Annotated in this window: 21 protein-coding genes and 1 pseudogene; 8 read left to right on the forward strand and 14 right to left on the reverse strand. The window is 62.6% G+C overall.

From position 1 onward, the window contains the following. Positions 1 to 281: 281 nt before the first annotated feature. From AC2444_RS30370 to AC2444_RS30395, 6 genes are read left to right on the forward strand one after another with little or no spacing between them, the layout of a single operon-like run. On the forward strand, positions 282 to 1,268 hold the full coding sequence (locus AC2444_RS30370; RefSeq protein ID WP_113545367.1) for a BMP family protein: 987 nt from the start codon (positions 282 to 284) through the stop codon (positions 1,266 to 1,268). Positions 1,269 to 1,276: 8 nt separating this feature from the next. Further along, on the forward strand, positions 1,277 to 2,689 hold the full coding sequence (locus AC2444_RS30375; protein WP_128449583.1) for an amidase: 1,413 nt from the start codon (positions 1,277 to 1,279) through the stop codon (positions 2,687 to 2,689). Next, on the forward strand, positions 2,686 to 4,218 hold the full coding sequence (locus AC2444_RS30380; RefSeq protein WP_128449582.1) for an ABC transporter ATP-binding protein: 1,533 nt from the start codon (positions 2,686 to 2,688) through the stop codon (positions 4,216 to 4,218). Before AC2444_RS30375 ends, AC2444_RS30380 begins: the two co-directional genes overlap by 4 nt. Further along, positions 4,208 to 5,257, forward strand: coding sequence for an ABC transporter permease (locus AC2444_RS30385; RefSeq protein WP_128449581.1), 1,050 nt, complete (start codon positions 4,208 to 4,210; stop codon positions 5,255 to 5,257). Before AC2444_RS30380 ends, AC2444_RS30385 begins: the two co-directional genes overlap by 11 nt. Further along, a complete protein-coding gene (locus AC2444_RS30390) occupies positions 5,254 to 6,198 on the forward strand; it encodes an ABC transporter permease (RefSeq protein WP_017997178.1) in 945 nt (314 codons plus the stop codon). The genes AC2444_RS30385 and AC2444_RS30390 overlap by 4 nt, the downstream gene beginning before the upstream one ends. A gap of 26 nt (positions 6,199 to 6,224) precedes the next feature. Then, positions 6,225 to 7,514 carry an amidohydrolase family protein gene (locus tag AC2444_RS30395; RefSeq protein WP_128449580.1) on the forward strand — a complete coding sequence of 430 codons (1,290 nt, stop codon included), beginning with the start codon at positions 6,225 to 6,227 and terminating at the stop codon, positions 7,512 to 7,514. A gap of 234 nt (positions 7,515 to 7,748) precedes the next feature. Here the strand turns inward: AC2444_RS30395 and AC2444_RS30400 are convergent, their stop codons facing one another. The 3 genes from AC2444_RS30400 to AC2444_RS30410 form a co-directional block, all read right to left on the reverse strand. After that, the gene (locus tag AC2444_RS30400; protein ID WP_487762920.1) at positions 7,749 to 8,534 is read right to left on the reverse strand and encodes a protein-L-isoaspartate O-methyltransferase family protein; all 786 of its coding nucleotides are present in this window, start codon (positions 8,532 to 8,534) and stop codon (positions 7,749 to 7,751) included. Between the two features lie 289 nt (positions 8,535 to 8,823). Further along, complete coding sequence (locus tag AC2444_RS30405; RefSeq protein ID WP_128449579.1) at positions 8,824 to 9,522, reverse strand: ribonuclease activity regulator RraA; 699 nt, start codon at positions 9,520 to 9,522, stop codon at positions 8,824 to 8,826. 27 nt (positions 9,523 to 9,549) lie between these two features. After that, the gene (locus AC2444_RS30410; protein WP_128449578.1) at positions 9,550 to 10,335 is read right to left on the reverse strand and encodes an SDR family oxidoreductase; all 786 of its coding nucleotides are present in this window, start codon (positions 10,333 to 10,335) and stop codon (positions 9,550 to 9,552) included. Positions 10,336 to 10,432: 97 nt separating this feature from the next. On the opposite strand from AC2444_RS30410, the gene AC2444_RS30415 reads away from it, so the two are divergent. Further along, a complete protein-coding gene (locus tag AC2444_RS30415; protein WP_128449577.1) occupies positions 10,433 to 11,305 on the forward strand; it encodes a LysR family transcriptional regulator in 873 nt (290 codons plus the stop codon). Between the two features lie 6 nt (positions 11,306 to 11,311). On the opposite strand, the gene msrA is transcribed toward AC2444_RS30415, so the two are convergent. Beyond that, the gene (gene msrA / locus AC2444_RS30420) at positions 11,312 to 11,821 is read right to left on the reverse strand and encodes a peptide-methionine (S)-S-oxide reductase MsrA (RefSeq protein WP_012760071.1); all 510 of its coding nucleotides are present in this window, start codon (positions 11,819 to 11,821) and stop codon (positions 11,312 to 11,314) included. A 99-nt stretch (positions 11,822 to 11,920) separates the two neighbouring features. Between msrA and AC2444_RS30425 the strand changes: the two are divergent. Next, positions 11,921 to 12,247 (forward strand): annotated as a pseudogene (locus AC2444_RS30425) (TOBE domain-containing protein); the annotation flags it as partial. 19 nt (positions 12,248 to 12,266) lie between these two features. On the opposite strand, the gene AC2444_RS30430 reads toward AC2444_RS30425, so the two are convergent. The 10 genes from AC2444_RS30430 to AC2444_RS30475 form a co-directional block, all read right to left on the reverse strand. Next, positions 12,267 to 13,100, reverse strand: a complete 834-nt coding sequence (locus AC2444_RS30430) for an inositol monophosphatase family protein (RefSeq protein ID WP_128440134.1) — start codon at positions 13,098 to 13,100, stop codon at positions 12,267 to 12,269. Positions 13,101 to 13,206: 106 nt separating this feature from the next. Beyond that, entirely contained in the window at positions 13,207 to 14,100 is an 894-nt protein-coding gene (locus tag AC2444_RS30435; protein ID WP_113545360.1) for a ribokinase, read from the reverse strand. 23 nt (positions 14,101 to 14,123) lie between these two features. Further along, the gene (locus tag AC2444_RS30440; protein ID WP_017997188.1) at positions 14,124 to 14,771 is read right to left on the reverse strand and encodes a TenA family protein; all 648 of its coding nucleotides are present in this window, start codon (positions 14,769 to 14,771) and stop codon (positions 14,124 to 14,126) included. 2 nt (positions 14,772 to 14,773) lie between these two features. Then, positions 14,774 to 15,616, reverse strand: coding sequence for a BtpA/SgcQ family protein (locus AC2444_RS30445; RefSeq protein WP_128449576.1), 843 nt, complete (start codon positions 15,614 to 15,616; stop codon positions 14,774 to 14,776). A 38-nt stretch (positions 15,617 to 15,654) separates the two neighbouring features. Beyond that, positions 15,655 to 16,428 (reverse strand): glutamine amidotransferase, encoded by a 774-nt coding sequence (locus AC2444_RS30450; protein WP_012760065.1) that lies wholly within the window; start codon positions 16,426 to 16,428, stop codon positions 15,655 to 15,657. Positions 16,429 to 16,465: 37 nt separating this feature from the next. After that, on the reverse strand, positions 16,466 to 17,545 hold the full coding sequence (locus AC2444_RS30455; protein ID WP_128449575.1) for a phosphotriesterase family protein: 1,080 nt from the start codon (positions 17,543 to 17,545) through the stop codon (positions 16,466 to 16,468). A 4-nt stretch (positions 17,546 to 17,549) separates the two neighbouring features. Continuing rightward, positions 17,550 to 18,554, reverse strand: coding sequence for an ABC transporter permease (locus AC2444_RS30460; protein WP_017997190.1), 1,005 nt, complete (start codon positions 18,552 to 18,554; stop codon positions 17,550 to 17,552). Further along, on the reverse strand, positions 18,551 to 19,372 hold the full coding sequence (locus AC2444_RS30465) for an ATP-binding cassette domain-containing protein (RefSeq protein WP_012760062.1): 822 nt from the start codon (positions 19,370 to 19,372) through the stop codon (positions 18,551 to 18,553). Before AC2444_RS30465 ends, AC2444_RS30460 begins: the two co-directional genes overlap by 4 nt. Continuing rightward, the gene (locus tag AC2444_RS30470) at positions 19,369 to 20,322 is read right to left on the reverse strand and encodes an ABC transporter substrate-binding protein (RefSeq protein ID WP_128449574.1); all 954 of its coding nucleotides are present in this window, start codon (positions 20,320 to 20,322) and stop codon (positions 19,369 to 19,371) included. The genes AC2444_RS30465 and AC2444_RS30470 overlap by 4 nt, the downstream gene beginning before the upstream one ends. Positions 20,323 to 20,360: 38 nt before the next feature. Next, entirely contained in the window at positions 20,361 to 21,383 is a 1,023-nt protein-coding gene (locus tag AC2444_RS30475; RefSeq protein ID WP_012760060.1) for a LacI family DNA-binding transcriptional regulator, read from the reverse strand. Positions 21,384 to 21,545 lie beyond the last annotated feature (162 nt).

A 21,545-nucleotide genomic window follows, 5' to 3' on the forward strand; every position in this document is an offset into this window, starting at 1 on the left:
CGTAACGCCCTGTATATTCGGCCCAGGGTCTGTCGCGCTGACCCGGAAAAGCGCTTTTTTTGGAAGAGAGCCCTGACTTCTTGAGAACTTGCCGGCGTAGCGTGCCATGCCACGTCCTTTCAACTAAGCCGTGACGCTATCCGAACTCGGAAAAAATTGGCTGATGAAGACAGGCTGCACTGGGGAGTGAACAGCCTGATTTTTAAGCCTGTTTGCCGCTTGACACATTTTTGGGCGCTACTATGATTTTTGAACCAAATGGTAAAAAAGGGGAACAATCAATGACCAAAGATATCCTGATTTCACGCCGGGCAGTGATCGCGTCCGGCATTGCGCTTGGGGTCAGCGGCTTTGCCCCGCTGGCAAGGGCTGCTGCACCGCTGAAGGTTGCCGGCATCCATGCGTCGCCGGTCGAAAACGCCTGGAACTCCTGTCTGCACAAGGCGTTGCAGGACGCCGCCAAGGAAGGCGTGATCGAATATGTCTTCTCCGAAGGCGTCTCCGGCACCGATTATCCGCGCGCCATGCGCGAATATGCCGAACAGGGCAACAAGCTGATCATCGGCGAGGCCTATGCGGTGGAGAAAGAAGCCCGGCAGGTCGCGGTCGACTATCCCGATACCGCTTTCGTGCTGGGTTCGAGCGGCGAGCAGGCCGGCGACAATTTCGGCGTCTTCGGCACCTGGAACCATGACGGCGCCTATCTCGCCGGCATGCTGGCCGGCAAGATGACCAAGTCGAATGTCGTCGGTTCAGTCGGCGCCATTCCGATCCCCGAGGTCAACATGCTGATCAATGCGTTCGCGGCAGGCGTCAAGTCCGTCAATCCCGATGCCAAGCATCTCGTCTCCTTCATCGGTACCTTCTTCGATCCGCCGAAGGCCCGCGAAGCCGGCCTTGCCCAGATCGATGCCGGCGCCGACATTCTGTTCGGCGAGCGTATCGGCACCGCCGATGCCGCCAAGGAACGCGGCATCAAATCGGTCGGCTCGCTGATCGACTATACGCCACGTTATCCGGATACGGTGTTTGCCAACGCCATGTGGTACTTCCGCCCAATCCTGGACGCTGCGATCGCCGATGTCGCTGCCGGAAAGCCGGTCGGCCGGAACTACACCTCCTACGGCCTGATGAAGGAAGGCGGCAGCGATATCGTCTTCGTGAAGGGCGTGGCGCCCGCCGAGGCTGAGGCTGCGATGGAAGCCAAGCGGGCGGAGATCAAGGCCGGCAGCTTCGAAGTTCCGAAGATGATGGACGAGCCGAAGTAATTCGGCTGATGCGTGGCGATGCGACGGATCTGGCGGCAGCGATCAGGCATGGCAGCCTGAGCGCTGCGGAGGCGATGCAGGCGTCCCTTGCCGCAGCCGTGCTGCAGGAGCCGCTCGGCGCCATCGCCTATCTCGATGCCGCCATGGGCCTTGCCTCGGCCGACGACCGCGACAGTGAGCGGCGGAGCGCGCCCGATCGCTTTGCCGCGAGGCCCTTTGCCGGCGTGCCGACCTTGGCGAAGGATCTTGGCGGCCCCTTTGCCGGGCTGCCGGTAACGGCCGGTTCCGGTCTTTTCGAAAGAAAGGGCGGCGAAGCGGATTCCGATCTGGCTGCCCGGTTCCGCGACGCCGGCTTCTGTCTGTTCGGCCTGACGACGAGCCCGGAATTCGGCCTGTCGCTCGCCAGCGAACCGGTGATCGGGCCGATCTGTCGCAACCCACTCGATCCGGCACGCACCGCGGGCGGCTCCTCCGGCGGTGCGGCGGCAGCGGTTGCCGCCGGGATCGTCGCGATTGCGCATGCCACCGATGCCGGCGGCTCGATCCGTGTGCCAGCCGCCTGCTGTGGCCTCGTCGGACTGAAGCCGACGCGCGGCGCCATCCCGGGCGGGCCATCCTTCGGCAACCACTTGGCCGGTATCGCAAGCGAACTCGCGGTCTGCCGTTCGGTGCGGGATACGGCGCTGATTTTCGACAGGCTGAGCGGCAAATCGCGAGGACCTTTTCCCGACCCCTCCCCTATCGATATTGACAATGGCCATTTGCGGATCGGCCTGCTTGTTGATACCGGCTCGGCCTATCCGACGGAGGACGATCGGCTCGCAGCCGTCGAGGCTGCGGCGCGTGCGCTGGAGGGCGACGGACACGAGATCGTTCCGCTGAACTGGGCCGAATTCGAATGGAGCGTCGCTGCCAGTGGCAGCACCTTCGCCGATATCGTCTCGGTCAACCTTGCAGCACTCATCAAGGCGGCGGCTCTTGATGAAAGCAGGGCCGAGTCTCTCACGCAGGCCTTCGCGGCGCGCGGACGGGCATTCTCAGCGACATCGCTCTGGAGCACGCTTGATGATGCCGTCCTGGTGAGCCGTAACCTCTGGGCACTGTTCGACAGGGTCGATTGCATCCTCATGCCGATGCTGTCCTCCGCGCCTCTTGCGATCGGTTCCTTTCCGTCCGATCATGCCGACACGGATCTGCATCTCGAGCGGATGGCGGCATTTGCGCCGCTTGCCTGCCTCGCCAATATTTCGGGTTTTCCTGCTTTGACACTGCCTTTCGGACAGGATGAGCACGCCATGCCGCTGCCGGTGCAGATCATGGCGCCGATGGGCCACGAGCCGCGCCTCCTGTCGCTTGCCGCACGCCTGGAGGCCGAGGGGCGGTGGCAGCACCGTTTTCCGGTCGCGGGATTGCCGTCATGACCGGGCCTGTGCTGGAGATAACAGGCGTCAGCAAGCGTTTCGGCGACAATCTTGCCAATGACGATATCTCGATGACGCTCGCCAAGGGTGAGGTCGTCGCCCTGCTCGGCGAGAACGGTGCGGGCAAGACCACGCTGATGAGTATCCTTTTCGGCCATTACATGCCGGATGCAGGCCGAATCCTGATCGAGGGCACGGAGGTGCCGCAGGGCAAGCCGCGTGCGGCGATCCGCGCCGGCGTCGGCATGGTGCATCAGCATTTTTCGCTCGCGCCCAATCTGACCGTTCTCGAAAATGTCATGACCGGCACGGAAAGACTGTGGTCCTGGCGCTCGGCGACGTCGGCGGCGCGGAAGAAGCTGCTCACAATTTCCGGACGCTTCGGCCTCAAGGTCGATCCGGATGCCCGCCTTGGCGACCTGTCGGTCGGCGAGCAGCAGCGCGTCGAGATCCTCAAGGCGCTCTATAACGATGCCCGCATCCTGATCCTCGACGAGCCGACGGCAGTGCTGACCAATATCGAAGCCGAACGGCTGTTCACGACGCTGAGGGAAATGGCCCACCAAGGCCTGTCGCTGATCTTCATCTCGCACAAGCTTGACGAGGTGATGGCCGCGGCCGACCGCATCGTGGTCTTACGCGGCGGTAGGATGGTCGCCGAACGCAAGGCGTCGGAAACCAGCAAGGCGGAACTCGCCGAACTGATGGTCGGGCGCCGTGTGACGCGGCCCGTGCGCGAACCGTCGACACCCGGCGCCGTTGCTCTTGAAGCGGCCGATGTGACGGTGCGCACCGGCGGCATCGATCGGCTGAAGTCGGTCAGCTTCCGGCTGCATCAAGGAGAGATCCTCGGCATCATCGGCATTTCGGGCAATGGCCAGGCGACATTGGCGCATCTTCTCTCCGGTATGCTGGCTCGGAACGCCGGCGACCTGCTGCTGTTTGGCGAAGCCATCGGCAATCTCGGCGTCGCCGATGTCGTCGATGCCGGCATCGGACGCATTCCCGAGGACCGCAACGAGGAGGGCGTGATCGGCGAAATGGCGATCTGGGAAAACGCCGTGCTGGAGCGCCTCGCCTCGCCTGCCTTTTCGCGCCATGGCCTCGTCAACCGCAAGGCGGGCATGGCCTTTGCCAGGGAGATCATCGACGGCTTCGATGTCCGCGGCGGCGGGCCAGCCATCCGCACCCGGCTGCTTTCCGGCGGCAATATGCAGAAGCTCATTCTCGGCCGCAACCTGCATCGGCGGCCGCGTATCCTGATCGCTGCGCAGCCGGCGCGCGGTCTCGACGAAGGGGCCGTGGCGGCCGTGCACGCACGCCTGCTCGAAGCCCGCCGGCAGGGCACCGCCGTGCTGCTGATCTCGGAAGACCTCGATGAGGTGATCGCGCTTGCCGATCGCATACAGGCGATCGTTGTCGGCCGTCTGTCCCCGCCCGTCGCGGCCGAAAGCGCCGACGCCCGCAGGCTGGGGCTGATGATGGCCGGCGAATGGCAGGAAACCCCAGAGGTCGGCCATGCGATTTGAACGCCGCGAGCACCGTCCGCTTTACCTGCTGATCGTCACGCCCGTGATCGCGGTGATCGCAGCGCTGGCGCTGGCCGGCATCCTGATATCAATCGCCGGCGCGCCTGTTATCGATGCCTATTGGCGTATTCTGACCGGTGCCTTTGGCTCGCGGCTCTCGGCGACCGAAACGCTGACGCGGGCAACGCCGCTGATGCTGACGGGGCTTGCCGCCGCCGTCGCTTTCCGGGCGCGGCTCTGGAATATCGGCGCCGAGGGCCAGTTCTATCTCGGCGCCATCGCCGTTGCCGCGGCAAGCTCGAAGCTGCTCGGCAATCTTCCCGCCCCCATCCTCATTCCGCTGCTGTTGCTGGTCGGCGCGATTGCCGGCATGGTGCTGATCCTGATCCCGCTCTGGCTCAGGCTGCGCTTCTCCGTCGATGAGGTCGTCACCAGCCTGCTCCTGAATTTCATCGCTGTGCTGTTCGTCTCGATGCTGATCGATGGCGTCCTCAAGGATCCGCTGGCCTTCGGCTGGCCGCAGTCGCAATCCGTCAGTGATCATGCCATGCTGCCGAAGCTGATCGCCCGCTCGCGCCTGCATATCGGCTTTGCGATCGCGATCGCTCTGGCCGTCGTCGTCCATTTCATCCAGTCCCGCACCGTGTTCGGCATGCAGTCGCGCGCAGCAGGCCTCAATCCCGCTGGTGCAGTCTTTGCCGGCGTCCCGCTCGGCAGAACGCTGGTGAAGGTCGCCTGTCTCTCGGGCGGGCTTGCAGGGTTGGCGGGAGCGATCGAGGTCATGGGCGTCAAGGGTTATGTGACGACCGATCTGTCGCCGGGCTTCGGCTATGCCGGTATTGTTGTCGCCATGCTCGCCAACCTCAATCCGCTCGGTGTCGTCTTCGCCGCCATTTTCACGGCCACCATGTTCGTGGGTGCGGACGGCATGAGCCGTGGCCTCGGCATCCCGACCTATATCGCTGATGTCACGGTGGCGCTGTCGCTGCTGACGATGCTGATTGCCTTGTTCTTCACCCAATACAGGATCCGGCGATGATGCAGCTGTTCGACATCATTGCTTCCGCCGGGCTCTGGGCGGCAATCCTGCGGATCGCCACGCCGCTGATTTTCGGCACGCTCGGCGCCCTGCTTTGCGAACGGGCCGGTGTGCTCAATCTCGGCATCGAAGGCATCATGACCTTCGGCGCGATGATTGGCTGGCTTTCCGTCTATCACGGCGCCGATCTCTGGACCGGCCTGCTGATTGCGGCGCTGGCCGGCGGCGTCTTCGGTCTGCTGCATGCAGGCCTGACGGTGACGCTCGGCCTCTCCCAGCACGTCTCCGGTCTCGGCGTCACGCTGTTTGCCTCCAGCTTCAGCTACTATGTCTTCCGGTTGATCGTGCCGCTTGCCAATACCCCACCCACCATCGTGCCGTTCCAGCCGATCGCCATTCCGGGTCTCTCGACGCTGCCTTTCATCGGGCCGGCCTTCTTCACCCAGACGGCGCCGACCTATCTGGCGATCATTATTGCCCTGCTGATGGCCTACATCATCTTCCGCACGCCCGTCGGCCTTGCAATCCGCATGACCGGCGAGAACCCGCATGCGGCCGAAGCCCAGGGCGTCAATCCGATGAAGGTGCGTTATGGCGCCGTCATCATGGGAAGCGCGCTGATGGGAATGGGCGGCGCCTTCCTGACATTGTCGGCGTTCAACAGCTTTTTCCCGACCATGGTGCAGGGGCGTGGCTGGATCTGCATCGCGCTCGTCGTCTTCGCTTCGTGGCGGCCGGGCCGCGCGCTGTTCGGCGCCCTGCTCTTTGCCTTCTTCGACGCCTTCCAGCTTCGGCTGCAAACCGCACTCAGCGGGCTCGTGCCCTATCAGCTGTTTCTGATGACGCCCTATATCCTTTCCATTGCCGCCCTTGCTGTCATGGCCCGCCGCGCCCGCGTTCCGCAGGCACTGATGCAGCCCTATCGCCGCGGCGAACGATGAAACCGCCCACACTCAATGAGGCTCCGATGTTCGATCTGATCGTCAGAAATGCAAATCTCCCCGATGGCCGAAAGGGTATTGATATTGGCATCCAGGGCGGCAAGATCGTTGCCATTGAGAGTAATCTCCAGGCGCAGGCGGGAGAAGAAATCGACGCGACCGGCCGGCTGGTCAGTCCGCCTTTTGTCGATCCGCATTTCCATATGGACGCCACCCTATCGCTCGGCCTGCCGCGCATGAACGTGTCCGGCACGCTGCTCGAAGGCATAACGCTCTGGGGGGAGCTGCGCCCGATCGTGACGAAGGAGGAACTGGTCGATCGCGCGCTGCGCTATTGCGATCTGGCGGTCACGCAGGGCCTGCTCTTCATCCGCAGCCATGTCGATACCAGTGATCCCAGGCTTGTAACCGTCGAGGCGATGATCGAGGTTCGCGAGAAGGTCGCGCCCTATATCGATCTACAGCTGGTCGCCTTTCCCCAGGACGGTTATTACCGCTCGCCGGGCGCGATCGACGCGCTCAACCGCGCCCTCGACATGGGCGTCGATATCGTCGGCGGCATTCCCCATTTCGAACGGACGATGGGCGAAGGTACGGCGTCGGTCGAGGCGCTCTGCCGGATCGCCGCCGATCGCGGCCTGCCGGTCGATATCCATTGCGACGAAACCGACGATCCGCTCTCGCGCCATATCGAGACGCTGGCTGCGGAAACCATCCGCTTCGGCTTGCAGGGGCGCGTCGCCGGCTCGCATCTGACCTCGATGCACTCGATGGACAATTACTACGTCTCCAAGCTCATTCCGCTGATGGCGGAGGCCGAGATCAACGTCATCCCCAATCCGCTGATCAACATCATGCTGCAGGGCCGGCACGACACCTATCCGAAGCGCCGCGGCATGACCCGCGTGCGCGAATTGATGGATGCCGGGCTCAACGTTTCCTTCGGGCACGACTGCGTCATGGACCCCTGGTATTCGATGGGATCGGGCGACATGCTGGAGGTCGGCCATATGGCGATCCATGTCGCGCAGATGGCCGGCATCGACGACAAAAAGAGGATCTTCGACGCACTGACCGTCAATTCGGCGAAGACGATGGGGCTTGCAGATTACGGCTTGGAAAAGGGATGCAACGCCGACCTCGTCATCCTCCAGGCCAGCGACACGCTGGAAGCGCTGCGGCTGAAGCCGAACCGCTTGGCGGTCATCCGCCGCGGCAAGGTCATCGCCCGCTCGGCGCCGCGCATCGGCGAGCTTTTCCTCGACGGACGCCCGGCACGGATCGACGGCGGGTTGGATTACGTGCCTCGTTATTGAGATGCTGCGGAGGCTTTCCGGCTTACCGGAGGAGCTTCCATCTGCGCCAAAATAAAAGGGCCGCGAAGGCGACAGAAAATCCCTGGAAAATCAGAGCTTCCGGTACTGTCGCGGAATTTAGGAATTACGCGACGGTATGATGCCGAACCGTCTCCTAAGCATAGGCTAGGCACCAGCCGGGAGCACGAACCCAACATCGCTCGACCGGCACCTCATCAGTACGATACAGCCGGGTCACCCGCTTGTGCTCCCCGCTTTCGAACGCCGCCGCGAGCGCTTTTTCCGATTCCTCATCGCGCATTCCTTCACAGGGGAAGATGGCGACCGGCGAAATCCATTGCGCGTGAAATCCTCACCCCTGCGCATCACGAGGAACACCGCACCGCGAAGGTGCATGTTGCTCCAATTGCTGCTGGTAAATCCAAGATCGGTCGTAAGCGGTAGGATCAGCCTTCCGCCATTATTGAGCCGGTCCAGCCAGATATTCGCGGGCCGGGTCGCGCCCGCGTTCACATAGATCACATCGGCTGTATCGAAAGCCACGGAACTGCCATCGCCCGGAACTACGGAAACATTCGGATAGGGAGCGAGATTTGCTTTCGCGCGTGCGGCAAGCTCCGGCTCGAACTCGATCGCCGTCACCTTGCCGGATGCGCCAACGAGTTTCGCCATGATCGCAGAATAGTAGCCGGCACCAGCGCCAACATGCACGATATGCTCGCCCGCTCGCGGCGCAGCCTGCGAAAGCAGGAAGGCATGAAGTGACGGTTGTCCGTTGTTGATGTGGCGCTCAGGGACGATACCAACAACGTCATCCGTGTAGAGGTAAACCGGGTCGGCGGCCGGGGTCGGAACATAGGCTTTTCGCATTCGGAAGATCGGCCACGGACCGGGACCAAGGAAATCTTCCCGCGGCACTTCGGCAAAAGCTGTTTCAACACGCTCATCGGCAACTCTCGCAGCCGCCGTGATCTGCTTCGCATAAGCTCGCCGCACGATCTTCATTTCATCAGGTGTCATCGGCAGAACCGACTCCATGGATTCCTGTCGCGAAAGTCCCGAAACATGTGACAGATATGATCCAAGTCAATGTCGACCTGCAAAGTCCGCTCTAGGCGTCCTCGCCTCCTGCCATGAACGGCCGAGATGGGGTCGGAGCCGGCCGTTCAAATGTTGCAAAAATCCTAAGTTCGCGACAAAAATCGCCACCGCAGAAAAATCGGGGAAATTTCTGTCTCAAAGCAATTCACGTTTTGGGTTACGGGCTGGGCGAAACCGTGCCCACTACAATCCGCCCTGGCCCGGAGCTTTACTTCTTCGAGGCCTCGTAAAGCGCTTTTGTTTCCGCGTTCATCGGGTACAGGCCGGGCAGCGATACGCCTTCATCGATCCTAGTCATGATCCAGGCTTCCATGCGCTCCTGTTCCGGCGCTTCGGCCAGCACCGCCTCCAGCAGATCGGCCGGGATCAGTACCGCGCCGTCCTGGTCGACGACGATGATGTCGTCAGGGAAAACAGCCACGCCGCCGCAGCCGATCGGCTGCTGCCAGGCGACGAAGGTGAGGCCGGCGACGGATGGGGGTGCTGCGACGCCGCGGCACCAGACCGGCAGGTTGGTGTCGAGCACGCCGGCAAGGTCGCGTATGACGCCGTCGGTGACGAGTGCGGCAACGCCTCTCTTCTGCATGCGGGCGCAGAGGATATCGCCGAAGATGCCGGCATCGGTGACGCCCATCGCGTCGACGACGGCGACACAGCCTTCCGGCATCGCTTCGATCGCGGCGCGCGTCGAGATCGGCGAGGCCCAGGATGCCGGCGTCGCCAGATCTTCGCGAGCCGGAACGAAGCGCAGGGTGAAGGCCGGGCCGACGATGCACGGCTGGCCGGGCTTCAGGGGAACGGCGCCGCGGATCCAGACGTTCCGCAGGCCCTTCTTCAGAAGAACGGTCGTCAGGGTCGCCGTCGAGACGGTCTTGAGGGTTGCTATCGCTTCAGCGCTGAGGGCCATCGGGTATCGGTTCCAATTCGGTTTCTGTCAGATGCTCTGGATCATGCCGCCATCGACGCGGATCACCGATCCGGTGAGATAGGAGGCAGGTTCGCTTGCCAGGAAGGTGACGACATTGCCATATTCTTCCGGCCGGCCATAGCGGCCGAGCGGAATGCTGCCGGTGCTCTCAGTGACGACGTCATCGACGGAGCGGTTTTCGCGTTTGGCCTTCTGCTCGTCGAGGAAGGTGATGCGGCCGGTGGCAATGCGGCCCGGCAGGACGATGTTGACGGTGATGCCGTCGCGCCCGACCTCACGCGCCAGTGTTTTCGACCAGCCGACCAGCGACAGGCGCAGCGCGTTGGAGAGGCCGAGATTGGGGATCGGCGCGACCACGCCCGACGAGGTCGAGGTGACGATGCGCCCCCATTTGCGCGCCCGCATCTGCGGCAGCACGCGGTCGGTGATTGTTATGACGGAGAGCACCATGCTCTGGAAATGCTGGCTCCAGACCGCCGGATCCTGACCGGAGACGGTGGTCGGCGGCGGGCCACCGGTATTGTTGACGAGGATATCGACCGGTCCGAACTGGCGCTCGATTGCAGTGACATGCGCATCGATCGAACCGAGATCGGAAAGATCCCATTGCAGTGCCAGCGCCTTGCCACCTTCGGATTCGACCGCAGCCGCGGTCTTCTCAGCGGCGGCGAGATCGATATCTGCCGCAGCGATTCTGGCGCCTTCGCGCGCAAGCTTGACGGCAATCGCGCTGCCCAGTCCGCCGCCGGCGCCAAGCACCAGGGCCGTCTTGTCCTTCAGGCCGAAATCCATTCCGTTCGTCTCCTCATATGGTCGGGCCATCTTTCGGAGCAATCGATCGTAAATAAAATATGGCTTCTGCTTCGTTCAAGAGATAGAAAAACTATCGATGGACACACGTTTTCTCGATACCTTCATTGTCGTTGCCGAGCGGCACTCGCTGGCGGAGGCGGCCCAGCGGCTGAACCTCACGCCTGCCGCCGTTGCCCAGCGCATCCGCGCATTGGAGGCCGAGCTCGGGGTGCGGCTGCTGGTGCGTTCCGGCCGCGTGATGCGGCCGACGGAGGCGGGTTTTGCCATTCTCGACCGCTGCAGGGATCTGGTGCGCGATACACGCGACCTGAAGGCGATGGCCGGCACCGCGACGATTTCGGGCGAGATGCGGATCGGGGCGATCAATACGGCGCTGACCGGCCTCGTTCCCGACATTCTCCACCGTCTCGCCCAGGATTACCCGCTGATCGAGATCTTCCTCAAGCCAAGCGCGTCAATGGACCTCTATGCCGAGGTCCTGAACGGCACGCTGGACGCAGCCTTCATCATCGAGCCGCGATTTCCGATGCAGAAGACGCTGACCTTCAACAAGCTGCGCCAAGAACCCCTGGTGCTGATCGCTCCGCGGGATTGCGAAGGGGCGGATCCGCTCGAACTGCTGCAGACCCTGCCCTTCATCCGCTACGACCGCAACCAGTGGGGTGGTCACATCGCCGACGAGTATCTGCGCGAGATCGGCATCCGCCCGGTCGAGCGTTATGAGCTCGACGCGCTGGAGGCAATCGCGGTGATGGTGGACCGCGGTCTCGGAATCTCGATCGTGCCGGATTGGGCGCCGCCCTGGCCGGCTGGCCTTGATATCCTCAAGCTGCCCCTGCCCCGCTCGTCCGCCGTGCGCACCGTCGGCATCGTGGTGACGCGATCCTCGCCGAGGACAAATCTCGTCGCCGCGCTTCTGGAAACCAGCCGCGCGGCGATGGGAGCCTGATCAATTTCAGGCGATCTTCTGGCGGACCGGCAGTTTCCAGCCGGGCCGGACGAAATGGCAGGTATAGCCGTTCGGAATCCGCTCCAGATAATCCTGATGCTCGGGTTCGGCTTCCCAGAAATCGCTGACCGGCACGACTTCGGTGACGACCTTGCCGGGCCAGAGGCCCGATGCATCGACATCGGCGATCGTATCTCTGGCGACGCGCTCCTGCTCAGGGGTGACGTAGAAGATTGCCGAGCGGTAGCTCAAGCCGACGTCGTTGCCCTGGCGGTTGCGCGTGCTCGGGTCGTGGATCTGGAAGAAGAATTCGAGGATTTCCCGATAGCTGATCCTTGCGGGGTCGAAGATAATCTCGATCGCCTCGGCATGGGTTCCGTGGTTGCGGTAGGTGGCATTCGGCACATCGCCGCCGGTATAGCCGACGCGGGTCGAAATCACGCCCTTGTATCGGCGGATGAGGTCCTGCATGCCCCAGAAGCAACCACCGGCGAGGACTGCACGTTCTTCGGTCATTGGATATCTCCTTTTCCGCAAGAGATAGTGTCTCCTGCCGCCGATTTCCACACGGTGCAAAGAGCACAGCTGTGCAATTTTCCTGCCGAGACGCCCGAACCGCTGTTCCAGCTTACTGTTCCCGTCGAGGATGGGCCGGTGATGCTGGCCGCCCGCCCGGAAGCACTGACGATCCGTCCCGTGGACCGGCCTGATGCCGCAACAGTCCATCGCGCCGTCGATTTCGGCACCCACAAGATGGTCGATGTCGATCTTGCCGACGGCAGCCGTCTGAAGGCGATGGTGGCGCCGGACGATCGCATCCGGACCGGGATGAGGGTCGAGCCGAGCTTCGCCGGCTTTTTCGTCTTTCGCGACAACGAGCTCGTCCATCAGTCGATGCCGACAAAGGGCGATGTGGAGATCGAAGAACTCCTGCGGGTTTAGACGCTCGGATTGCGCCGGTTCACGCCTTGCTCTGGAAGCCTTCCAGCAGCCAGGGATGCAGTGCCTTGCTGGCGGCAAGGATATCGCCCCGCCCGTTGACTTCGGCCCCGGAAAACCGGGTGACGATACCGCCCGCCTCTTCGACCAGCAGCGCCGAGGCGCCGAAATCATGGATGGCGAGCCCGTCTTCGAAGAATCCGTCCAGCCGGCCGCAGGCGACATAGGCAATCGACAGGGCCGCCGAGCCGAGGCGGCGCACACCCGCCGTATTCGCCATCAGGCGTTTGATCGCGTCGAAATAGGTCTCTTCCGCAACCGCCTTGATCTGGCCGGGGATCGGCAGGCCGGCGCCGACGAGCACATTCTCGATGTCGCCGACATCGGCGCAGCGGATACGCTCGCCGTTGAGATAAGCGCCGCCGCCGATTTCGGCGCTGAACAGCTCGTCCTGCATGGCGTCGTAGACGACGCCCATGACGAGCCTGCCGCTTTCGACGATCGAGATCGTCATGCCGAAATGCGGAATACCCCAGGCGTAATTGGTCGTGCCATCGATCGGGTCGATGTAAATGATCGGCGTTTCAGGACCCGCCGTGCGGTTGCCGACGGCTTCTTCCCCCTGGATGGCATAGTCCGGGAAGGCCTTCGTCATCTCGTTGACGATGGTCCGCTCGACGGCGACATCGATTTCGGTCTGATAATCGCGCGGCGCCTTGGCGAGCATTTCTGCCGACGTTCGTCGCCGCAGCGAGCCGCGGGCGGTTTCGCCCGCCTTCAATACCGTTTCTGCAAGCACAACGAGGCGGGACGAGGCGGTCGGGGAAAGACGCGCGGAAATCGAGGGTGATGTCATGAGGAAAGTCCGGATGCTGCTGATATGACGGAGTGAATCGCGAAGAGCCCATCCCTTCGCAGAGGCTGATGATGGTTTTATGAAGCTGCACGCCACACGGAGCCGGCTATCTCAGGATCGCTTCAAGCTCGGAAATGGTCGGAAACGCCTTTCTCGTTCCATGTCTTGAGACGGTGATGGCCGCGGCCGCGGCTGCGTGTTCGATGGCTAGACGGTCCAGCCTCTGCCCGCGCATCACGCAGGATGCCAGTGCTGCGGCCATGAAGGTATCGCCTGCGCCCGTTGTATCCACAACATCGCAGACCTGGGCCGGTACTTCGACACTATCGTGCCGGTTCACGAGCATCGCGCCGTCGCTGCCGAGCGTCAGAACGACGTCTCGCAGGCCCCGGCTTAGCAGATATTCGGCAGCCTGCCCGCCCGTCGTTCCCGTCAGGGTCTGCGCCTCGCCCTTGTTGAGGAAGGCGATGTCGATCAACCCCCAAAGATCAGAGAAATAAGAGCGCACCGGCGAGGGATTGAAGGCGGTGACCATGCCCATCGCTCTTGCATGCTCCAGGATATCGCGGGTCGTCTGGTCGGACAGATTGCCCTGCAGCATCATAAGATCGCCAGGGCCGGCCGTCGACAGGATCCGCCTGACATCGGACAGGGACAGGCTCTGCGCCGCTTCCGTCGTCGTGACGATGGCATTTTCGCCGCCCGGCAGCCGGAAGATGATCGAGACATCGCTCGATGCATTTTCCATTTCGATCAGTTCGCTCCGAAGCGGTTCGTCCGCGAGGTAATGGCGTATTGTATCGGCCCTCGCATCCCTGCCGATGGGCGCCACCAGCGTTGTCGGAACGCCGCAGCGGGCCATGACGACCGCCTGGTTCGTGCCCTTGCCGCCGAGATCGCTGCCACCGGCATTGCCGAGGATGGAGGCACCGATAACGGGAAGTTCGGAGACCGCGATGGTTTCGTCGATGGCGACGTTACCGACTATGTAGGCGCGCATGCATCCGCTTTCGCAAGGTGAAGCTAAAGATAAGGCGCATCGTGAAAATCGATCTCGAGTTGCATCGCCCGGCCGAAGATTGCGCTGAGCCGCGCTTTCTCATCCTCTTCCAGCGTTTCTCCTGCCATGTCGAGTTCATTCTTCAGCCATTGCGCCTGGGCGGCGAAATTCGGATCGACATGCAGGTCGACCCATTCCTTCAAGAGGGGATCGCTGATCGGGCGGTTAGCTGCTTCCTTCGACCAGGTCCAATACATCCACTCGGCCGCAAACATCGCCGCGACCGTGTCGAGGAAGCCGCCTTGGCGAGCGATTTCCAACATGCCGGCGCGAAAGGCCTCGACCTCGGCGATGCCGGTGTCGAAGGACGAGGGATCGATGCCGCGGCCGGCGAAGGTGCGTTCGAAATAGGCGATCTGCTCGTTGGCAAGCGCGTCGAGAACCGCGATCAGCCAGCGCTTCTGCGTCATGGTGTTGGCGGTCGCCGCCGCATAGGCGAAGATCGAGATGGCGCTGTCGACGAAGGCGCCTTCATAGACGAGATAACGCTCGAAAGCCTCCTTGCTCAGCCTGTCGTTCTTCACGTCCTCGACAAAGCGGTGGTTCAGCATCGCGCCAAGGACAGCGTTGTTCTCGCGCAGGATGCGGGCCGAAAGGCTCTCTGCCGCCATGCTCAGCCCTCCAGGCCCGGTTCGGCCGCCGCGCGGAAGGCGCGCACGCGCTCGATATCGACCGGGTTCCACCAGACGCCGCCGTGTTTCAACGAAGACGCAACGATGACGCCATTGGTGCGGGCGAGAATATCGACGATATTGTCCTTGTTGACGCCGGAGCCGACGAGCAGCGGCAGGTGTGTCGCCGCGCCGATTTCCTCGATCTCCTCCATCGTTGCCGAATTGCCGGTCCGTTGGCCGGTGGCGATGACGCCGTCGGCATCGAAGAAGGCGAGATCGCGCGTCAGCTCCTGGATCGAACGGTCGGCGACGATGGCGTGGCTGCCATGCTTGACGTGGCTGTCAGCAAAGACCTTGATGTGTTCGGCCCTCAGCAGCGAGCGGTAGCGCATGGCTTCGGCGGCCCTGCCCTCCATAAAACCTTCATTGGCGACATAGGCATTGGCCCACTGATTGACGCGGATGAATTTGGCGCCACCGGCCATGGCGATGGCGAAAGCCGGGATCGGCGCATTGGCCAGCACGTTGACGCCGAGCGGAATGCCGGCCGCGCGCGCGATCCGGTCGGTGACGACAGACATGAAGCCGGTCGTCTCGGGGCCGATATCCTCGGGCTTCGAAAACGGCACATCGCCGTGATTTTCGATGATCAGCCCATGCAGGCCGCCTTCCATGCAGACTTCGGCGTCGCGCATGCAGGCGTCGTAAATCGCATTCATCGCAGCCCCCCGGTAGCGCGGCGCGCCCGGAAAGGCCGGGCAATGGATCATGCCGATCAGAACCTTGTCCCTGCCGAAGATATCCCTGATGGCGTGGGACGGCCTGTCCGAAATTTCCTGCATGTCATTCCTCCCTTTCCAATTCCTGGCGCGTGCCGACATCACGCCTGCTTTTCGGTGAGCCAGCCGAGGATGTTCTTCCAGAGCCGGCCGTAGCCCTCCCATTCACAGAAAGCGGGCGAGAGCCAGTGCGGGCCGATATCCGACGTCCAGGCCGCCGTCCGGCCAGTGCCATGCGTGCCGACGACGAGCAGCGGATGGCCGCCCTGATCCTCGGGCAGGCGCGCGACGATCTCGACATCGGCGCGGGCTCGCACTTCGACCTCATTGACGCCGAGAAGCACCGGCCAGGCGCCTTCAAGCCCCTGCACCGTCGGATGCTCCGGCTTCACCACCTCGGCAACCGTGCCCTCGGGGATCTCGACGCGGTCGTCGTAAGGCAGGCACGTGACGGGCAGCGTGTCTTCGACGGGGGTGCGCCGCCAGCGCGCCTTGCCGTCGATGCCCTGGAAGGAGAAGTAGCCGCCGACCATCAGCAGGCCGCCGCCCTTTTCCACCCATGCCTTCAGAAGTTTCAGCCGGTTCGGCACCGTGCGCGAATGCAGCCATACATCCGGCGGCAGCAGCAGCGAATTGGCGCCGATATCCGAGAGGATGATGGCGTCATAGGCATCGAGCCCCGCCATATCGAAGGGGAACTTCTCCACTGCCTCGTGCGCCGGCATATAGGTGAGCTCGAAGGCGCTGCCGGCGAGCGCTTTCACCAGCGGTTCGGCGCCGAGATGGAAGGTGACGCTGCCGAACTGGTCGAAGCCTTTGTAATGCGTGGCGGAGCTGACCCAGCTTTCGCCGACAAGGAGGATTTTCTTGGTCATGGTCTGCGGTTACCTGTGATCGATTGATTGGATGGAGCTACGCTCCGGCATGAAAGACGCGGCGCGGATTGCCGCGCATCATCTCGTCGAGAACCGTCCTATCGAGGCCGTGCCGCTCCAGACGGGGAAGAAAATGGCGAAGGATATAGGCGTAGCCATTGCCGCCGTAATGCGTCAGCATCATCTTCAGAAAGACGTCATGCGACAGAAGAATCCGGTTGAGATATCCGGCCTCGACGAGACGCACGATCGCACGCGCCGCCTCCTCGTCGCTCGGGCATTGCACCTGCTGGTCGGCATAGAAGAAATCCATGCCGATCATGTCGTATTCGATGAAGGCGCCACGCTCCGCCAGCTCGCTCTGATAGGCGATGTCGTCATGCGACGGGTTCATGTGGCAAAGCACGGTATGGCGGAGATCCGCCCCCTCTTCGGCGACCACGTCAAGCACGCGGTGGCCGAGACGGAACCAACCCGGCAGATGCACCATCAGGGGAAGCCCGGTCAGCACCTGCGCACGCGCCGCACCGCGTAGCGACTTTTCCTCCTCGGCGGTGAAATCCGAGGAGACGCCGATCTCGCCGATCAGGCCGATCCTGACGCCGGTGCCGTCGACGCCTTGCCTCGCCTCGCGGACAATTTCACCCGCGATCTCATCGACGCTCATTGCCGCGACGCCTTCCGGATGCGAGGAGCCGAGGTAATAACCCGCCCCCATCACGATGTTGAGGCCGGATGCTTTCGAGATGCGCTGGAGCGCCAGCGGATCACGGCCGATGCCCTTGCAGGTCGGCTCCACCACGGTGCGCCCGCCCGCCGTGGCGAAATCCTTGAGTTCGGTCACCGCCAGATGTTCGTCGTCGAGCGTGATATTGTGCTTGCTGACGAAAGGATCCTGCCGGAGTTCGCCGAGGATCTCCATGCAGACGAAGCTTTCGGCGAGATATTGCCGTTCCGGTGTCTTCGGCGCGTGCCACCAGCAGCGGCAATCGTTGAGGATATGCTCGTGCATCAGCGTCACGCCGAGCGCATCCGCCGAAATCGGGCCGGTGACGGTCATCACCTTGCCGGAGCGGACATGCGCTTCGGACAGGCTTTCTGCTGCCTGTTCGCTCATAGCTTCATCCTTTCCTGCCCAGCCGGAAATGGAAATTGGCCGTGAAGATGCGCGTGTTCAGCCAGATGGCGACGAGAATGATGGCGCCGGTGACGATCTGGGTGAAGAACGGCGATATGTGCATCAGGATCAGGCCATTGCCGATGACGGCGATGGTCAGCGTGCCGAGTACGGTGCCGAGAATGGTGCCGCGTCCGCCCATCAGCGACGTTCCGCCGAGCACGACGGCCGCGATCACCTGCAGCTCGAAGCCGACGGCGGCATTGGACGAGCCGGAGCCGAGGCGAGCGGCGATCAACAGGCCGGCGACGGCGCAGGCGACGCCGGAGATGATATAGACCGAGGCGATAATCCATTTGGCGGGCATGCCGACACGCCGCGCCGCCTCCGCATTGGAGCCGACCGCCACGACCTGGCGGCCATACTTGGTCGCGGTGATAACGACGTAACCGAGAATGGCGATGATGACGGCGATGACCGCGGGGATCGGGAAGCTGAGGATTTCGCCCCGGCCGAGCGCGAAGAAGCCCGGCGCATCCTTGATCGGAATGGAATAGCCCTGGGTCAGATAGAGCGCCAGACCGCGCAGGATCGATAGGCCGGCAAGTGTCACGATGAAGGCCGGGATGCCCTGATAGGCGACAAACCAGCCCTGGACCAGTCCCATGAAGCCGCCGAGCACGATCATGCCGATGACCACCGACGGCCAGGGAACACCCATCGCCATAACGATCGCCGCGACCGCGTTGATGAGGGCGACCTGCGAGCCGACCGAAAGATCGATGCCGCCGGTGATGATGACGAATGTCATGGCGATGGCGACGATCAGGATGGGAGCAGCCTGCCGCACGATGTTCAGGATGTTGCCGAGCGTGAAGAAGGTTTCGCTGCCGATCGAGAAGAAGATCATGCAGGCCAGAAAGAAGATGGCGATCGACAGGACCTGTGCGTGTTCGCCGAAGAAATCGGCGACGCGCGAGCCGTGGCCGCGTTCCGTATAAGCCGTCATTGTCTGGCTCCTTCACCGACGATCAGCCTGACGAGATCTTCGAGATTGGTGCTACCGATCTGCCGTTCGGCCACCTTCGTGCCCTCGTACATCACCGCAATTCGGTCACAGACCCGGAAGAGATCCTGCAGCCGGTGGGTAATGAGGATCACCGAAACCCCGTTCGCCTTGACGCGGTTGATCAGGGCCAGAACCGCTTCGACCTCGGCGACGGCAAGTGCCGACGTCGGCTCGTCCATGATCAGCACCTTCGGCTTGAAGGAGGCAGCGCGTGCGATCGCGATCGCCTGACGCTGCCCGCCGGAGAGCTGGGCGACCTTGCCGGTCAGCCTCGGGATGCGGATCTCAAGCGAATCCAGCATCTTGCGGGCTTCGGACAGCATCGTCCTGGTGTCGAGAAACGGCCCGCGGCTGAGTTCGCGGCCGAGGAAGAGATTACCTACGACATCGATATGGTCGCAGAGACTGAGATCCTGGAACACCATTTCGATGTTTCTGCCACGCGCATCCGCGGGGCCGGAGAAGCGAACCTCTTCGCCTTCCATACTGATCGTGCCGGCATCGGGAATGTAGGTTCCCGAGATGATTTTCGTCAGCGTCGATTTGCCGGCGGCGTTATCGCCGACAAGGCCCAGGCATTCGCCGGGGAAGATGTCGAGATCGACGCCGCGCAGGGCCTGGTGCGAGCCGAACGACTTGCGGATGCCGCGCAGCGAGATGCGCGGGTCGGATCGGGTGCCGCCGGATGTTCCGGTTCCGGAGGATGCGACGCCTCCGGAACCGGCGGCAGCGATGTCACGCTGTCCGCTTTCGATCATTTGAAGACGGCCCGGTACGGCTCGACATTCTCCTTGGTCACTATGGTGATCGGCACCGAGATCGTCTTGGTGACGGCTTTGCCGGCCGAGGCCTTGACGAGCGCGTCGACGGCGGCACCGCCCATTGCGGCCGGATCCTGCTGGACGACGGCGACGACGAAGCCGGCATCGATGCCGGCAATGGCTTCGGCAGTCAGATCCCAGCCGAACACCTTGATCTTATCCTGCTTGCCCTGGCTCTGGACGGCGGCGATCGCCCCCATCAGGGCCGGCTCGCCGGTGGCGTAGATCGCGGTCAGGTCAGGATTGGCGGTGATCAGGTTTTCTGCCGCCGCAAGGGCGTTGTCCTGGATGTTCTGCCCGTCGACGACGCCGGCCATTTCAATGCCGTCGACGCCTTTCAGGGTCTTCTCGAAGCCGTCCTGGCGGATATTCTGGATGAACGAGTTCAGCGCTCCGACAACGCCGAGCTTGGCCTTGCCGCCCATGTTCGCCTTGACGTAGTCGAGGAAGTATTTGCCCATGTCGGCGCCGGCTGCGGCATTGTCCACGCCGATCTGCGCCTTCTGCGGACCATCAGGCAGGATGGCGTCGATGGCGACGACCGGAATGCCGGCATCGGCCGCCTGCTTGACCGCCGGCATGATGCCATTGACGTCGATCGCCACGACGGCAAGGCCGGAGACCTTTTCCTGGACGTAGGTTTCGATGGCACTGTTCTGCGCCGTCGTCTCGTTGTTGGCGTTGAAGATCACCAGCTTGACGCCAGCGGCATCGGCCGCCTTCTGGGCGCCCTCATTCATCTGATTGAAGAAAAGCGCCTGCTGGTTGATCTGCACCAGCGCGACAGTCTTCTTTTCCTGCGCCGCGGCGCTGGACAGGCCGATGAAGGTCAATGCCGTGAAGCCGGCGGCTGCGATCATCGTTCGTCTTGTCAAATTCAGTGTCATGTTCTCATCCTCTTTTGGTTTTTTGACGTTGCTGATTATTATTTCGCAGGCGGCGCAACGGAGTTCCGCACCACGATTTCGACAGGCAGGAGTTCTTCCGAGGCGGATGGTTTCCACTCGTGCCAATTGGTTTCCAGAAGCAGCTCCAGCGACCGCCGGCCGATCTCACGCACCGGCTGGCGGATGGCCGTCAGCGGCGGCGCAAAGAGATGAAGCGGACCGACGTCGTCGAAGCCGATGACTGAGATGTCGCCTGGGATCGAGACGCCTCGGCTTCTGAAGACCTCGACCAGCCCGATGGCGATCTCGTCGGAGCTGGCAAAGATCGCCGTCGCTTTTCGGTCTCCGGAGAGATAGTCGAGTGCCGCCGCACGGCCATATTCGATCGTATATTCGCCGGCATAGCGATCGGCTCGGGCCTCGCCGCCATGCCGCTCCCTGAGCGCCTTCAGCAGGCCGTCATAGCGCCTGCGGGCACTGATCATACGCTCGTCGCCGCCGATGAAGAGGACATGGCGATGGCCTTGTTCGGCTAGGTGCTGACCGGCGAGATAGCCGCCCTGCTCATTGTCGCAGAATAGCTTCGGCGCCTTCGAATCGGGAATGTCCTCATCGACGATAATAACCTTGCCGCTGCCGTTGATCAGCGCGGCAAGCGCGCCATCGTCGGGGTGGTTGGTGACGAAGATCAGACCGTCGACGTGATTGCGCTCGATCAGCTGCAGATATTCAATCTCGCGTCCCGGCCGGTTGAGGGTGGCGTGCAAGGAGACCGCGAGCTTCTTTTCATCGGCCGCCTGCTCCACGGCGGCGACGAGCGTCGCGAAGAAGGGATTGGCGATATCGGGCACGACGAGGCCGATCGTATCCGAGCGCCCCCTGCTTAAGCGACGCGCATGCGGGTTCGGCCGGTAGTTCAGCGTCTTGATCGCATCCTCGATGCGCTTCTTGGTCTGAAAGGGAAGATCGAGACTGCCATTGACGAAACGCGACACGGTGGTGACCGACACGCCGGCCGCTGCCGCAACATCCTTCAGACTTGGTGTCGTTCCCTTGGCCATCGACTGAACCTATTGTAAAGCGGTTTAGTAAACCGCTTTACAAGACAATATCGATTGTGCCCCGTTGTCAACAGCGATGATCGTGCGGCATTCGTTTTTCTTGCGATCCGATCGAAGCTCGACCGGACAGGCCCTCAGGCGATCGTCCGGTCGAGCTTGTCG

This window comes from Rhizobium sp. WSM1328 (assembly GCF_057653715.1).